The following is a 13,925-nucleotide window of genomic DNA, read 5'->3' as shown; positions in this document are numbered from 1 at the left end:
ACCCTCCCGTTCCCAAGGATGCGATACGGCGTACTATCTGTCACTTTCACTACAACTTCGCGTCATTTGTGAAAGAATTGTCAGCTTGCGTCCTACTGGTCGTCGTCCGGCGGATATTCGCCGGTCGCGGCGTAATGCACCATCTCAGCAACATTGGTGGCGTGATCGCCGATCCGCTCCAGATTGCGGGCTACGAATAGCAGCTGCGCCGCGCTGGAAATGGTCGCAGGGTTCTCCACCATGTGACTCACTAGGTTGCGGAAAATGCTGTTGTAAAATGCATCAACCTTAGCGTCGGTTGCGATCACTTCGCGGGCCAGATCTGGGTCGCGCGCAGCGTAAGCCGTCAGCACATCGTGCACCATTTCGCTTGCCACTTCGCCCATGGCGGGCAGCAGAGTGAGCGGTTCGAACCGGTCTTTGCCGTCAATCTCGCCCACGCGCTTTGCGATGTTTTTCGAATAGTCGCCAATGCGCTCAACCACGCCTGCGATTTTCAGCGCAGCAATCACTTCGCGCAAATCATCCGCCATCGGCGCGCGCAGGGCAATGATCCGCACTGAGAGCTTGTCGACTTCGGCTTCAAGCGCGTCGATCTTCTTGTCGTTCTTGACGACTTTCTTGGCGAGCTCTTGGTCGCCGCGTACCAGAGCATCGAGCGCGCCCTGAATGGCGACCTCTGCAAGACCGCCCATCTCAGCGATCAGACCGCGAAGCCGGGTGATGTCCTCGTCAAAGGCTTTGACTGTATGTTCTGCCATTTAACCGTACCGTCCCGTGATGTAGTCTTGAGTGCGCTTTTCTATCGGGTTGGTGAAAATATCGGAAGTCGGCCCGTATTCGACCATTTTGCCCAGGTGGAAAAAGGCGGTGCGCTGAGAAACGCGCGCGGCCTGCTGCATGGAGTGAGTGACGATCACGATCGCATAGCGACCGGATAGTTCGTCGATCAGTTCTTCGATTTTGGCGGTCGCGATGGGGTCGAGCGCAGAGCACGGCTCGTCCATCAGGATGACCTCTGGATCAACCGCAATGGCGCGCGCGATGCACAGGCGCTGCTGCTGACCGCCGGAAAGGGCGGTGCCAGATTCGTCGAGGCGGTCCTTTACCTCGTCCCACAAGCCAGCGCGGGTGAGGGACTTTTCGACCACTTCGTCAACGTCCGGCTTCTTTTCCGCCAGGCCATGAATTTTCGGGCCGTAAGCGATGTTTTCGTAAATCGATTTTGGAAACGGATTTGGTTTCTGGAACACCATGCCGACGCGCGCGCGCAGCTGAACCACGTCCATCGCATTGCCGTGAATGTCTTCATCTTCCAGCTCAATTGTGCCGGTAACCCGCGCAACCGGAATGGTGTCATTCATACGGTTGAAGCAGCGCAGGAAGGTCGATTTGCCGCAACCAGACGGCCCGATAAAGGCCGTGACATAGTCGGGTGAAATGTCGATCGACACCTCATCAATGGCTTTCTTGTCGCCATAAAAGACCGACACATCACGCGCGCGCATCTTTGCGTTCGTGTCTACCAATTTCTCGTGAATGACAGTCACCAGGTCTTCTCGAATTTGTTGCGGAGGTAAATGGCGAGGCCGTTCATCAACAGGAGGAACAGCAGAAGCACAATGATAGCCGCACTTGTCCGTTCGACAAAGCCGCGGTCGATTTCATCGGACCAGAGGAAGATTTGCACCGGCAAGACGGTCATGCCGGCGATGTGAAGCCATCCGGCGGTGTCGCCACGAAGGCGCGCATGCCGATCATCAGCAGCGGCGCTGTTTCACCCAAAGCGCGTGCCATGCCGATAATCGTACCGGTCAGCATGCCGGGCAGGGCCAGCGGGAGGACGTGATGGAACACCACCTGGACAGGTGAGGCACCAATGGCGAGCGCACCGTCGCGGATCGATGGCGGCACCGCCTTAATCGCGTTGCGGCCCGAAATGACGATCACTGGCATGGTCATCAGCGCCAAGGTCATACCGCCGATCAGCGGCGCGGACCTCAAGTTCGGAAATAAGGTGAGGAACACTGCTAGCCCGAGCAAGCCAAAGATGATTGAGGGCACGGCCGCGAGGTTGTTGATCGACACCTCAATAATGTCGGTCCATCGGTTCTTAGGCGCATATTCCTCTAAATAGAGCGCGGCGAGTACACCGATGGGAAACGCCAGCAGCAGCGTGATCGTCATCGTCAGGATTGAGCCTTTGAGCGCGCCCCAAATGCCCACTTGCTGCGGGCTGGTCGCATCGCTGCGGGTCATGAACCCGGCGTCCCAATTCTTGGACAGCTTGCCATCGCTCACCAGCTGCTGGGCGAGCGCCTGCATCTCGGCAGAGCCTTCACCCGATAGACCAGAGGCTAGATCAGAGGATGCGGGCAGGTCGAAGGTGTGAGAACCGCGGATCAATGAAGGGTTGCCGATCAGATCACTGGCGACATCGCGCCAGGCCTCATCACTGATTTCTGCTGCGCCAGCCTCACCGAGCTCTCGCTCAGCATAGAACTCCACCACCGCGCGCAGGCCCTGCGTTTCGAGCGACTGGAGTGCGCCCGGAGAGCTGAGCGATTGCGCATCGCCCGTCAAACCTGCCTCGGCAAAGTCAATCGGCACGGCCAGCTCTGCGCGCTGAAACCCGCCAATCCCATTCATCAGCATATTGCCGAGTAGGAAGATCAATACCGCAACGGAAAAGACAATCGCACTCAGCCCGAGCGCACGGAAACGCCGCTCAGAACGGTAGCGCTGCTCGATCCGCTTGGCGAATTCCGGTGTGCGGGTTGGGTGCACCAGTTCTGGATTGGCGGTATCAGTCATAGGCCTCTCGGAAGCGTTTGACGACGCGAAGAGCGATAAAGTTGAGCGCCAGCGTGACCATGAAGAGGACAAAACCAAGCGCAAAGGCGCTGAGCGTGGCCGGGTGATCAAAGCTGCCTTCTCCGGTCAGCATTTTGACGATCTGCACGGTGACGGTGGTCATTCGCTCGAGCGGATTGACTGTCAAATTGGCTGCGGTCGAGGCGGCCATCACCACGATCATTGTCTCACCAATCGCGCGGCTGACGGCCAGCATCACGCCCGCGACAATGCCGGGTAGGGCGGCAGGAAACAGCACGCGGCGAATGGTCTCTGATTGGGTTGCTCCCATCGCCAGGCTGCCATCGCGCATGGCGCTAGGCACGGCGGCAATCGAATCGTCGGCCATGGACGATACGAACGGTATGATCATCACGCCCATCACGACGCCAGCGGCCAGCGCGCTTTCTGTCGAAGCGCCGGAAATACCGACCGCGACCGCCATGTCGCGGATAGCCGGGGCAACTGTAAGCGCGGCGAAATAGCCATAGACCACTGTCGGGACGCCCGCGAGAATCTCAAGCGCAGGTTTTACCCATGCGCGCAGTTTCGGGTTGGCATATTGCGTGAGGTAAATCGCGCTCATCAGCCCCAGCGGGATCGCGACAATCATGGCGATGATCGCACCGATAAAGATTGTGCCCCAGAACAGCGGTATCGCACCGTAACGCGTGCCATCGGCCGCTTCGGGATTGCTCATCGGGTCCGGGCCCCAGAACGAGCCGAACAGGAAGTCGATGGGCGACACCATGCCGAAGAAACGCACTGTCTCGAATACGAGGCTCGCAAAAATGCCGAATGTCGTCAGGATCGCGACCAGCGAGGCGAGCAGCAATACGATCATCACCGTGCGCTCTACCCGGGTCCGGGCGCGGAAATCTGGTTTGACCCGCAGGAACGCATAGGCACCGCCAGCAAAGGCGATCATCACTGTGACCACCAGACCGATCAAATTGTAATGCGAAATCGCCTCGCGGAATGGCTCGATCAGAGCCTCCGCATCAGAATTGAACACGCCTTGCGCGCTGCCGGTGGCAACGGCGCGGGCCTCGGAAAGGATCGAATCGCGCTGGAACCCGAAGGAGGGTAGGCCTTCCGCACCGGGCGATGCCAGCACAGTTTGCATCACCAGCTGCGGGGCTAGGAAAGACCACAACGCGATGAACGCCAGCACGGGCAGAACAACCCAAACGGCAACATACCATGCATGATAGGTTGGGCGCGCGACCAGACGCACATTGGCGTCGGCCTTTTGGAAGCTCCACGCCTTCGCACGGCCCGCCAGCCACCCGGCAAGGCCGAGGCCAATAGCAATCAGGATAAGCGTAATCGGCGACATTTCTTAGCCCTGTTTACCCCTGAGAATCGCTACAGGTTCAGCACCAAATTGAGTGCCTGCGCCCGCGATGTTGAAGAAATAAGACAAATTCATGACAGCGAATTGGAGGCATCGGACTGGTCTGCTGAGCGCCCCTTGATATCGCTGTCTTTTGTGCCCTGCTCCGGTTGATTATTTTCTTGTGTTTCGAGCGGGATTCGCACGATCACCTGAGTGCCTTGACCCAATTCGCTCTCAATTTCGAGCCTTCCGCGGTGACGCTCCACAATATGTTTTACAATCGCGAGGCCCAGTCCCGTTCCGCCGGAGGCTCGGCTGCGTCCTGGATCGGTGCGGTAAAAGCGGCGGGTTAGGTGCGGCAAATGTTCGGGCGGGATGCCTTCGCCAGTGTTGGTAACTGTCAGTCGGGCCTGCTGCATGTCTTTGGAGCGGACGAGGTCTACGGCAACCGGCCCGTCCTCTGCGCCGTATTTCATCGCATTATCAACGAGGTTGCGCACCAATTGCTCGAGCTGCTGCATATCGCCGCGAATATGGACCGTCTCAAATTTGCCAAGCTGTAGCCGTTCGAGCCGCTCAGCGCCTGCCGCGTCGCGCGCCGCGCGGGCTACGATTGGTGCGAGTTCCATGAGCTCGCTCGGCCTATCGTGCTTTTCTGCCTCGATCCGAGAGAGCGACATCAAGTCGGACACCAATGCCTGCATGCGATTGGCCTCGCGTTGGATTGTGCCGAGAAACTTCTGCGGAATTGGCGAATCGAGCGTCTCTGTGCCTTCGCTGAGCGTTTCAGCGTAGCCAATGATGCCGGCCAGCGGGGTGCGCAGTTCGTGGCTGGCATTGGCGACGAAGTCGGTATGCGCGCGGCTAATGTCGGCCTCAGCTGTTTTGTTGATCAACTCGATCACCGCTAGGTTTTCGTCAATCGCCTGACGATTGATCTGCCAAATGTCGCGCCGCCTTACTAGGCCGCGCACAACCGCGCGTCCGCTGCGCCCCTTTGACAGCAGCGAAATCGCCTTTGGCTGGCGAAAGGCCATGCGCGCGTCCTGCCCGACGACATGCTGGCCCAGCATTTTGCGCGCGGTGCGATTGGCGATGGCGATAGTGTTGTTTTCTGTAACGAGCAGAGGCGTCGCCGAGTTCTCGATCAGATTGCGCATCGCGTCCTGGGTAATCGGCGCTTCAGTCCTCGTATTGGGCGGATCGGGCGCGTCTGAGGTGGCGAGCACCAAAGAGCCGAGCCATAAGAGCAAGGCCGCACAAGCAACGATCAGGTCCACGCCCAGCAGCAACAAAGCGACAAACGTCACCAGCGCCAAAAGCGCGCTCACCGGAGGGATTGAGTGTTGGCTGCCCATCGCGATTTCGCCTGTAACCCCAAGCGAGTAGCGTGGGAAGGGGACAGCACGATTTGCGCCGAAAATCGGCGTTTAAAACTCCGGTTCTGTAAGGAGGTGGTGACCCCTACGGGAATCGAACCCGTGTTTCAGCCGTGAAAGGGCCGCGTCCTAACCGCTAGACGAAGGGGCCACACTTGTGTGCGAGGCCGCGCATCTAGTGGGGTAGTGGTTGGCGGTCAAGCCTGTAATCGAAGAACTTTGGCGTTTCTGGGCGGTTTCTTACAATCAATCGGCAAAGGCAGCGTCTTCGAGGTGCAATTCTGCCGCAGGACGCGGCCCCCAATCATCAATCTTTGCGCGCCCAGCGAGATGGAATCGGCGCCCCTTTGATCGGTGGATCAGGGTCTGCGCCATTTCGGTTTCCGCTGCGCGAAAGGCGATGGCTTTAAACGATTTGCCATCTTCGCCCGCCGCGATCAGGCGAAGATGATCCTTGCCAACGATATCGGCTTTAATGATGCGCACCGGGCCCACCGCCAGACGCGGTGCGGGCCAGCCAACCCCGTAAGGGCCCGCCGCCTCCAGCGTCTCGACCAGCTCTGGCGTCAATCCGCCGGGCGCAACCGACAGATCGAGTTGCATGCGCTGGCCCAGGCGAGCGCGCTCAATATCCTTGGCGAGGCGAGTGTCGAGGAATTCTGCGAATGCGGCGAGCTTGTCATTATCGATCGTGAGACCGGCTGCCATGGCATGTCCGCCGCCCGCGACCAGCAGGCCTTCCTCACGCGCTGCAATGATCGCCGCGCCCAGATCAACGCCGCTGATTGACCGGCCCGAGCCTTTGCCTTGTCCCTCTGTTTCGTCGCGAGCGATGACGATCGCAGGGCGGCCGGTCTTTTCCTTTATGCGTCCGGCGACAATGCCGATCACGCCCGGATGCCAGCCATCTCCGGAAAGCACGTGGACCGCATGATTGTGCTGCCCCTCAAGCTGCCGCTCGGCTTCCTCCTGAACTTCGGCCTCAATGGCGCGGCGCTCTTCATTCAGCTGGCTTAGCTGTTCCGCGATGGCGCGCGCTTCCTCTGGGTCGCTTGTCGTCAGCAGTTTCACGCCCAATGTCGATTCGCCAATTCGCCCGCCTGCATTGATCCGAGGGCCAAGCGCAAAGCCCAGGTCGCTTGCTTGCGGCGCGCGTTTAAGGCGGCTCGCGTCCATTAGGGCTGCCATGCCGATCCGCTCACGGCGTGCGAGAACTTTGAGCCCTTGCGCAACGAAAGCGCGGTTGAGACCGTGCAGCGCGGCGACATCGGCCACAGTGCCCAGCGCCACCAGATCGAGCAGCGCAATCAGGTCGGGTTCTTTGCGGTCCTTGAAATAGCCCTCGCTGCGCAGGTTTCTGACCAGTGCAATCGCGAGCAGAAATGCGACCCCGACGGCGGCCAAATGTCCATGTGCAGCGGCAAGGTCGTTCTCGTCCAGCCTATTCGGGTTCACCAAAGCGGTGGTTGGCGGCAATTCGGCGCCGCATTTGTGATGATCGACGACAATCACATCCACGCCTTCATCGCGCGCCATGCCCAGCGCTTCATAGGCCATCGCGCCGCAATCGACCGTTATGATCAGGCTAGACCCCGAACGCGCCAGCTTGACCAAGGCTTCGCCGCTAGGGCCGTAACCCTCAAGCAAGCGGTCTGGGATGTAATATCCGGCCTCCACATCAAGATCGCGCAGCAGCTGAACCAGCAAGGCCGAGCTGGTAGCGCCATCGACGTCATAATCGCCGTAAATTGTGATCTGCTCTCCGCTGAGCACGGCTTTGGCGATCCGCGAGGCTGCGCTCTCCATGTCATTAAACTCGGATGGATCCGGCAGAAAATCGCGCATGGTGGGCTTTGCGTGGCGCGCCACATCCTCACGCGCGACGCCTCGGGTAAGTAGCAATTGCGTGAGGATATCATTCGTCAGCGTATTGGCCTCAGCGCCCAGCTCCATATTGCCGCCGCGCCACTGCCAGGCGCGCTCTGAGAGAGAAGACGCGACGCCCAAGACGTGAGAGATTGTGGGAGATGCCATGCTGCGATGCTTAGCCGATTGTTTCGCTGCGTGACAGCGCCACTGATTGACAATCGACAGCCCGCTCGCTTGGAGTGAGCCCATGGAAAACAACGCTCCGCTTCTCATCATCTGGCACAGCCGCACAGGGGCCAGCGAGGCCATGGCAAAAGCGGCGGCCAACGGAGCGGGCGAGGGCGGCGTGCTTTTGAGGGCGCAGGACGTGACGAGTGCCGATTTGCTTTCAGCAGGCGGTTACATCTTTGCCTGTCCAGAGAATCTCGCGGCGATGAGCGGGGCGATGAAAGAGATGTTCGACGCAAATTTTTATGACGTGCTCGGACAGATTGAAGGCAGGCCCTATGCCAGCATCATTGCCGCTGGATCGGACGGGGAAGGGGCGCAGCGCCAGCTGGATAGGATCGCAACTGGCTGGCGGCTGAAACGGGTCGCTGATCCGATGATTGTGAACTTCTCAGCCCAGACCCCGCAAGAAATTGCTGCAGTAAAACAAGTGCCAAAGGAAGTTCTGGAGCAATCACGCGCTTTGGGCGAGGCAATGTCCGAAGGACTGCAACTGGGGGTTTTCTGACCGGTTGTGTGGCTTTCCCCGATCAAAACCAAAACTAGACTCGACGATGACTAAGAAACAAGTCACTATCATGCTGCAAACGATCTGAAATTTCGCGCCGGGACGAGGAAGGGGGCCGGGATAGTCGATCAAGACCGACAAGCTGGCTCTCCGGGCCTGTATCTGCTGTTTGCGACGGGCAAGCGGCCGGATCGCGCCGCTATGAAGGAATTCTTCGCGGCGCAGAGCACTGTGCTGCTGTCCCACGATCCTTGCGATGCGACGCCGCTGCAATTGGTGGATGCCGATCATGTGCAGTCGGACAAGCCAGCCGATTTTGCCAATCCTGAGGCGCAAGAGCACGCCTGGATGGAGCTGCTGCGCGAAGGGCTGACCTTTGATCTGGAGGGCATTGCGCCTGGGCCAGCGTCTGAATTTCCTGAAATTGAGCATCGCTTTGATTTGGAGCAGGCGCCCAACGGTTTCCGCTTTGATGCGATGCGTATCGCCGTGGGGCAACATCTGTCGGGCGGGGAGCGCTCGCTGCCGATCATGCGCGGCATGGTGGGGCTTGCGCGTGATTTGACGCACCACTTTGACGATGTTGAGGCCGTTGTCTGGTCTCCATCGAAGAGCGCCATCGGGCGCCAATATTTCGAATCTGTTTCGACAGCATGGATTGAAGGTGGGTCTTTCCCAGCATTGGGCCTGACGGCTTTCCGCGAGACGATCGACGGGGCGCTGCAAACAGTGGGGCTCGACTATTGGATTGGTCAGGAATTGCGGATCGAACCGCCGCTCGCCGACGGCAAGGTTACTGCCACCAGGCTGGGTGTGCGGTTGGTCAATCAATTGATCTTGGTTGGCGGGCTGAATGAGAGTGAGCGGATTGTCGCGCCAGACGGCAGCCGCTTGATCATGCGCCCATCGAAGAACAGCAAATTTGTGAGGGTTTGGCGCGAATAGGACGCGGCTAGAGGGGGCTACATGCACGGCAATATCGGGCCAGCGCATGCGCCTGCGCTGGCGAAGCGACGCGCGGTCATCCCGTTCCGATCGGTCAATCGCCGCAGACAGCCGGGATATGATGCGGGTCTGCAGCGGCACCATTTGCTACCTCGCCAATTGCTGCGGCGTGACTGTTTTGGCCATCTGTTTGCCGAAGTAAGCCGCACAGCGATAGGCTTTGACGATTTCCGCGCGAACGGCCTGCTGCTGCCAGCCAATGAAGACGCGACGGTGCGCACGGGAATGCCGCTGCATCGCGGTCCGCATCGCCATTACAACGAGATGGTGATGGAGCGCGTTGGCCGGATTGAGCAAAGCTGGGCCGAGACCCGCCTTCACGATCCTGAGGCCGCTTTCATCGAGGCGCTGATGCGCCTGCAACTGCTGCAAAGCGCGCTGCGCACTTACCTGCTCAGTCAGAAGCGCAAGCTGCTGCTCAACCGCAAGGACCCACTAGGCAGCGGCTATGACTTCACAGAACTCGACATGATGGCCGAGCAGCTGTGGAAGGCGACCTAGCCAAGTGTCCCGTCAGTCAGCCCAGCGAGTATAGTCCGACTTGGTGAGCAGCGCCGCTTTTGCCGCGTGGTACTCAGCCTCGAACTTGCTCACCATGTCCTCAACCGAGTCGACAGCCTTGATTGCGCCGACGCCTTGTCCAGAACCCCAGATGTCTTTCCACGCCTTCGCTTTGGTGTTGCCGCCGCTGCCGAAATTCATCTTGGACGGATCGCTTTCCGGCAAGTTGTCCGGGTCAAGCCCGGCCTTTTCGATCGAGCTGCGCAGGTAGTTGCCGTGCACGCCGGTGAACAGGTTGGAGTAGACGATCCCGTCCGCTGATCCCTCAACGATGCCTTCCTTATAGGCTTGGTCGGCGTTTGCCTCTTTGGTCGCGATGAAGGCGCTACCCGCATAGCCGAAGTCTGCGCCCATCGCTTGAGCCGACAGGATCGAGGCGCCGTTTGCAATCGAGCCCGACAGCGCGACCAACCCGTCGAACCACTCGCGGATTTCTTGCATCAAGGCGAAGGGCGAGAGCGTACCAGCATGGCCGCCAGCGCCAGCGGCTACCGGGATCAGGCCATCTGCGCCTTTCTCGATAGCTTTATTGGCAAAGCGGTTGTTGATCACATCATGCATTGTGATGCCGCCCCAATTGCGCACAGCATCGAAGATCTCCGTACGCGCGCCGAGCGAGGTGATGACCAGCGGCACTTGCCATTTCTCACAGGTTGCCATGTCGGCCATGACGCGGTCGTTCGACTTGTGCACGATCTGGTTGACGGCAAACGGCGCGGCTGGCCGGTCCGGGTTCTCGCGGTTGTGCTTGGCCAGCTCTTCGGTGATCTGGTGCAGCCATTCGTCGAGCAGCGTCTGCGGACGCGCATTGAGCGCAGGGAAGCTGCCGATGATCCCGGCCTTACACTGAGCGATCACCAGTTCCGGGCCAGAGACGATGAACAGGGGCGAGCCGATCAGAGGCAAGCGCAGGCGATCAAAGGGAGCGGGAAGAGACATCAATTTCTCCGTCAATGCGGTCGTGGTTTCAGGCAGTTAGTCTGCGTTTCTACGCTCAGTCCATAGCGCCGGTTCCCGCCCTGTCGAGCGCCAAGCGCAGCCGGGCCGCGTCCAGCCCCCTTTGCCGTAGCGGAATGCGATGCAATCAAGCGCTAAGGACCTCTTCAATGCCATAGAAGCGCGCGGCATTTCCGGCATAAAGCGCGGCCTTCTCATCCGCGCTTGCGCCCGCTGTGATCCGCTTGAACGCGTTCCACAGCACCGGATAGGTCGCGCCCCAGCGATCGACCGGATAGTTGCTTTCAAACATGGCGCGCTGCGGCCCAAAGGCTTCAATGCAGGTCTCGATATAGGGCTTCCACATGGCCGCGAGCTCTTCCGACCCAACACCAGCGGCGGGGCCTTCCTCAGGCATCGCGCAATTGTGCATCGCCAGCCCGCCGAGCTTCACCATCACATTGGGGCATTTGCCAAGCTCGATGATGTTGCTGCGCCAGATATCGAAGCGCTCTTCCAGCTTGCCTGCGTAGCTCGCCGAGCCAAGCGGTGTGCCGCAATGGTCGAGGCAGATCGGTTGGTCTGGGAAGGCGCGCGCAAGGTCGATCACACCGGGCAATTGCGGCTCCAGGATCCACGCATCGAATGTGAGCCCGCGTTTCCCAAGTTCAGCGAAGCCTGCGCGGAAGCTCGCATTACGGTACAGCTCTGGAGGCGCGTGGAACGGAGGGCCGAGCACGTCCGGGTCCGCATCCCAAGCGCCCTGATGGCGGATGCCCTTGAACCGGCTGCTGTCGCGCGTCCCGCCCGCCTCGATCAGGGCATCGAGCACTGGGCCAGCGCCTTCACCCAGCAGCATGTTGGCATGGCCGATGATCCCAGCACAGGCGCGCAAGGGGCCGTAGAGCCCGCTCGCCGATTGCGCCGCAACGCCGTTCACATACTCAACCTCGCCGACCGGTTTCAGGTCTTCGCCAAGCGCCGCATTGTAGAACGCGCCGCATTCCATGAAGACGGTGGCGATGACGTTGTGCCCTGTTTGCACGTCTGCATGTAGCTGATCGAAGGTGTAATGCGCCGCATCCACCAGCGTTTCGATGAAGCGATGCCGCGGTTCTGGGAACATCGGCATCATCGGCCGCAGGTCCCACAGGTGATGATGCGGATCGATGATCGGCAGATCGGGCTCAAGTATCGCTTCACTCATTGCATTGTCTCTCCCTTGAGCCTTGGCCCCTTGAGCTCAGGCATAGCCACTCCGTTCGCCGCACGCAAAGCACGTTTGGAACGACTGGAACACAGTCTTGGGCCAAAAAAGCAATCGATCACAGCGCCGCCATTTGATCGGTTTTTCCGATTAGTCAGCGGCGTGCTCAGATTGCTCATCAGGCAGGCATAGCGGCCCGGGCAAGGGTAGGAAACGCTGCTCTATGTCACCCGCCCGTATTCGCAGCGCAGGAGAGACATGCACTTTGCCTATTTGTTGGCCACTCGCTGCTGCTGGCTTGCATATTTGAGCTCAATTTTCGCGAGCGTATCGGCCTTCAATTTGCGTGTGCAGGCCGAGATGTAATCGCGGCGTGAGACGGCCTGGCCAATGCTCCGATTGGCGAGAGCCGCGCAATGCGCGCGCGCCTCTTTGCTCAATCGCTTCATCATCGCCTCGCTGTTGTTGAGGTTCGTCATCGCCGCTGGATCAACGCGGAATGCGAATGCATCGCGGTTCTGCGGATCCGCTTGAGCCGACAGTTGGACACTGGATGTCAGCGCTAAAGCAGCAAGGGCAGTTTTGTAAAAAGTCTTCATTTTCAGCTCCTTTGTTAGGGGAGCCTCAAACAAGCGCACCGGAGCCATACGCGTCGTCTTTTCACGCAGGCACGGACGTTTTCGATGTCCTTGCCTAACGGTGTGGACATCGCCGCCTTTTGCTTTTCGCAACGGTTATTATGTGTGAAACGAACGTTCAGGAGGGTTCGGTTTTGAGCAAGACAGTGATCCTTGCATTGGCAGTGGCAACGCTCGCGCAAACGTTTTTCTGCATCTCGATCCTGATTGTGAAATCGATGGAATCGCGCAACCATTTGCTGCTTGCTGGCATCTTTGTCGCGATCTGCTTTTCGTCGGGCGGCCCGGTGGTAGAGGCGTTCGCGCCCAATTACCTGCACCTCTTTTACCATTTTACCCTGCCAGCCTATCTCTCGATCACGCCGATATTGTGGTTCTACACGTGCTGGCTGACGGCGGAGCAGGCCTGGTCATTTGAGCGCAAGCATCTTGTCCATCTGATCCCGGCGGCAATCGCTCTTTTCGTTGTGGCCATTCCGGTCGCCTTTGGATGGGTCGGAAACAATCCCGATCCGCATCAAATGGGTTTGGTTCCGCTGCTCTTTTACGGCTTTGTCGGCATCGTCTCCTACGGGCTGCTGTTTTTCTGGCCCATACAGTCGGCCATCTATGTGTTTCGCATTTACAAGCGGGTCGCAGCGTACCGGATCCGCTTGAAAGAGTACTTTGCCAGTGACGAGGGACGCGGGCTCAGCTGGCTGACCGCTTTCCTGGCGGTCTTTGGACTGGCTTGGCTGGCTGCGCTCGCCACGATCTTGCGCCAGAATGTGTTCGGCGCGGAAATCATGTCGCGTGAATTGGGCAGCGCTCTGTTCCTGGTTTTGGTCTGGACTCTGGGCCTGTGGGGCCTGTCGCAAAGGCCGGGATTTGAGGGAAACTACCTCGAAGATGAGCACGATGATGGGCAGGATCAGGGTGAGAGTGACGGCGCGGGAGAGGAGGGCGCTCAGCAAAAGTATAAGCGCTCTGCCTTGGACGAGGATCAGGCGAAGCGGATTGCGGGTAAGATTGAGGTCGCAATGGCAAAAGACAAAATCTATCTCGACCCCAGCCTGTCGCTCAACAAGCTCTCGCGGCACTTAATGGTGTCCCCCAATCACATTTCGCAAACGCTTAATGAAACGGTGGGTGAGTGCTTCTTCGACTATGTGAATGGCTGGCGGATCAGAGAGGCGCAGCCGCGCATTCTGGAGGGCAAGGACACGATCCTGGCGATTGCGCTGGATGTAGGCTTCAATGCTCGCTCGTCCTTCTACAAGGCGTTCAAGCGTGAGACCGGCAAGACGCCGAGTGACTATCGCAAAACAGCCGCGTGAACACAGCGCCTCAGGGGGAAACCATAGGGGGCCCCATCAAGACGCTTAATCAAACTTTGCGAAGGCTTGGCAGCGACGCAATCGAG

Annotated in this window: 12 protein-coding genes, 1 tRNA gene and 1 pseudogene; 4 read left to right on the top strand and 10 right to left on the bottom strand. The window is 59.2% G+C overall.

What is annotated here, in order from left to right:
- Positions 1-92: 92 nt before the first annotated feature.
- The 7 genes and pseudogenes from phoU to recJ all read right to left on the bottom strand — a co-directional run bounded on the left by phoU (position 93) and on the right by recJ (position 7,605).
- The gene (gene phoU / locus AC0V6U_RS07445; protein ID WP_472645533.1) at positions 93-761 is read right to left on the bottom strand and encodes a phosphate signaling complex protein PhoU; all 669 of its coding nucleotides are present in this window, start codon (positions 759-761) and stop codon (positions 93-95) included.
- Positions 762-1,508 (bottom strand): phosphate ABC transporter ATP-binding protein PstB, encoded by a 747-nt coding sequence (gene pstB / locus AC0V6U_RS07440; protein WP_472645721.1) that lies wholly within the window; start codon positions 1,506-1,508, stop codon positions 762-764.
- Between the two features lie 38 nt (positions 1,509-1,546).
- A pseudogene (gene pstA, locus AC0V6U_RS07435) lies at positions 1,547-2,814 on the bottom strand (phosphate ABC transporter permease PstA).
- The gene (pstC, locus tag AC0V6U_RS07430; protein ID WP_472645532.1) at positions 2,807-4,192 is read right to left on the bottom strand and encodes a phosphate ABC transporter permease subunit PstC; all 1,386 of its coding nucleotides are present in this window, start codon (positions 4,190-4,192) and stop codon (positions 2,807-2,809) included. Before pstC ends, pstA begins: the two are co-directional and overlap by 8 nt.
- 89 nt (positions 4,193-4,281) lie before the next feature.
- Positions 4,282-5,550, bottom strand: a complete 1,269-nt coding sequence (locus AC0V6U_RS07425) for a sensor histidine kinase (protein WP_486169415.1) — start codon at positions 5,548-5,550, stop codon at positions 4,282-4,284.
- Between the two features lie 97 nt (positions 5,551-5,647).
- Positions 5,648-5,722, bottom strand: a tRNA-Glu gene (locus AC0V6U_RS07420).
- A gap of 95 nt (positions 5,723-5,817) precedes the next feature.
- Positions 5,818-7,605, bottom strand: coding sequence for a single-stranded-DNA-specific exonuclease RecJ (recJ, locus tag AC0V6U_RS07415; protein WP_472645530.1), 1,788 nt, complete (start codon positions 7,603-7,605; stop codon positions 5,818-5,820).
- An 82-nt stretch (positions 7,606-7,687) separates the two neighbouring features.
- On the opposite strand from recJ, the gene AC0V6U_RS07410 reads away from it, so the two are divergent.
- The 3 genes from AC0V6U_RS07410 to AC0V6U_RS07400 all read left to right on the top strand — a co-directional run bounded on the left by AC0V6U_RS07410 (position 7,688) and on the right by AC0V6U_RS07400 (position 9,682).
- On the top strand, positions 7,688-8,176 hold the full coding sequence (locus AC0V6U_RS07410; protein WP_472645529.1) for a flavodoxin family protein: 489 nt from the start codon (positions 7,688-7,690) through the stop codon (positions 8,174-8,176).
- Positions 8,177-8,377: 201 nt separating this feature from the next.
- On the top strand, positions 8,378-9,121 hold the full coding sequence (locus AC0V6U_RS07405; RefSeq protein ID WP_472645528.1) for a hypothetical protein: 744 nt from the start codon (positions 8,378-8,380) through the stop codon (positions 9,119-9,121).
- A gap of 21 nt (positions 9,122-9,142) precedes the next feature.
- Positions 9,143-9,682, top strand: coding sequence for an AHH domain-containing protein (locus AC0V6U_RS07400; RefSeq protein WP_472645527.1), 540 nt, complete (start codon positions 9,143-9,145; stop codon positions 9,680-9,682).
- Positions 9,683-9,694: 12 nt separating this feature from the next.
- Here the strand turns inward: AC0V6U_RS07400 and AC0V6U_RS07395 are convergent, their stop codons facing one another.
- The 3 genes from AC0V6U_RS07395 to AC0V6U_RS07385 form a co-directional block, all read right to left on the bottom strand.
- Positions 9,695-10,681, bottom strand: a complete 987-nt coding sequence (locus tag AC0V6U_RS07395) for an NAD(P)H-dependent flavin oxidoreductase (RefSeq protein WP_472645526.1) — start codon at positions 10,679-10,681, stop codon at positions 9,695-9,697.
- 145 nt (positions 10,682-10,826) lie between these two features.
- Positions 10,827-11,885, bottom strand: coding sequence for an amidohydrolase family protein (locus tag AC0V6U_RS07390; RefSeq protein ID WP_472645525.1), 1,059 nt, complete (start codon positions 11,883-11,885; stop codon positions 10,827-10,829).
- Positions 11,886-12,154: 269 nt separating this feature from the next.
- Positions 12,155-12,484: a hypothetical protein gene (locus AC0V6U_RS07385; protein ID WP_472645524.1), complete on the bottom strand. Its 330-nt coding sequence runs from the start codon at positions 12,482-12,484 to the stop codon at positions 12,155-12,157.
- Positions 12,485-12,657: 173 nt separating this feature from the next.
- Between AC0V6U_RS07385 and AC0V6U_RS07380 the strand changes: the two genes are divergently transcribed.
- Positions 12,658-13,839: a helix-turn-helix domain-containing protein gene (locus AC0V6U_RS07380; protein ID WP_472645523.1), complete on the top strand. Its 1,182-nt coding sequence runs from the start codon at positions 12,658-12,660 to the stop codon at positions 13,837-13,839.
- Positions 13,840-13,925: the final 86 nt, after the last annotated feature.

The organism is Erythrobacter sp. W36 (assembly GCF_057364935.1).
The sequence above is the reverse complement of the archived record's forward strand: the minus strand, read 5'-3'. Positions and strand labels throughout refer to the sequence as shown.

What these genes read in the sequence shown, in the direction of transcription:
- phoU (WP_472645533.1), bottom strand. Translation starts at nt 761, where the DNA reads ATGGCAGAACATACAGTCAAAGCCTTTGACGAGGACATCACCCGGCTT.
- pstB (WP_472645721.1), bottom strand. Translation starts at nt 1,508, where the DNA reads ATGCGCGCGCGTGATGTGTCGGTCTTTTATGGCGACAAGAAAGCCATT.
- pstC (WP_472645532.1), bottom strand. Translation starts at nt 4,192, where the DNA reads ATGTCGCCGATTACGCTTATCCTGATTGCTATTGGCCTCGGCCTTGCC.
- AC0V6U_RS07425 (WP_486169415.1), bottom strand. Translation starts at nt 5,550, where the DNA reads ATGGGCAGCCAACACTCAATCCCTCCGGTGAGCGCGCTTTTGGCGCTG.
- recJ (WP_472645530.1), bottom strand. Translation starts at nt 7,605, where the DNA reads ATGGCATCTCCCACAATCTCTCACGTCTTGGGCGTCGCGTCTTCTCTC.
- AC0V6U_RS07410 (WP_472645529.1), top strand. Translation starts at nt 7,688, where the DNA reads ATGGAAAACAACGCTCCGCTTCTCATCATCTGGCACAGCCGCACAGGG.
- AC0V6U_RS07405 (WP_472645528.1), top strand. Translation starts at nt 8,378, where the DNA reads ATGAAGGAATTCTTCGCGGCGCAGAGCACTGTGCTGCTGTCCCACGAT.
- AC0V6U_RS07400 (WP_472645527.1), top strand. Translation starts at nt 9,143, where the DNA reads ATGCACGGCAATATCGGGCCAGCGCATGCGCCTGCGCTGGCGAAGCGA.
- AC0V6U_RS07395 (WP_472645526.1), bottom strand. Translation starts at nt 10,681, where the DNA reads ATGTCTCTTCCCGCTCCCTTTGATCGCCTGCGCTTGCCTCTGATCGGC.
- AC0V6U_RS07390 (WP_472645525.1), bottom strand. Translation starts at nt 11,885, where the DNA reads ATGAGTGAAGCGATACTTGAGCCCGATCTGCCGATCATCGATCCGCAT.
- AC0V6U_RS07385 (WP_472645524.1), bottom strand. Translation starts at nt 12,484, where the DNA reads ATGAAGACTTTTTACAAAACTGCCCTTGCTGCTTTAGCGCTGACATCC.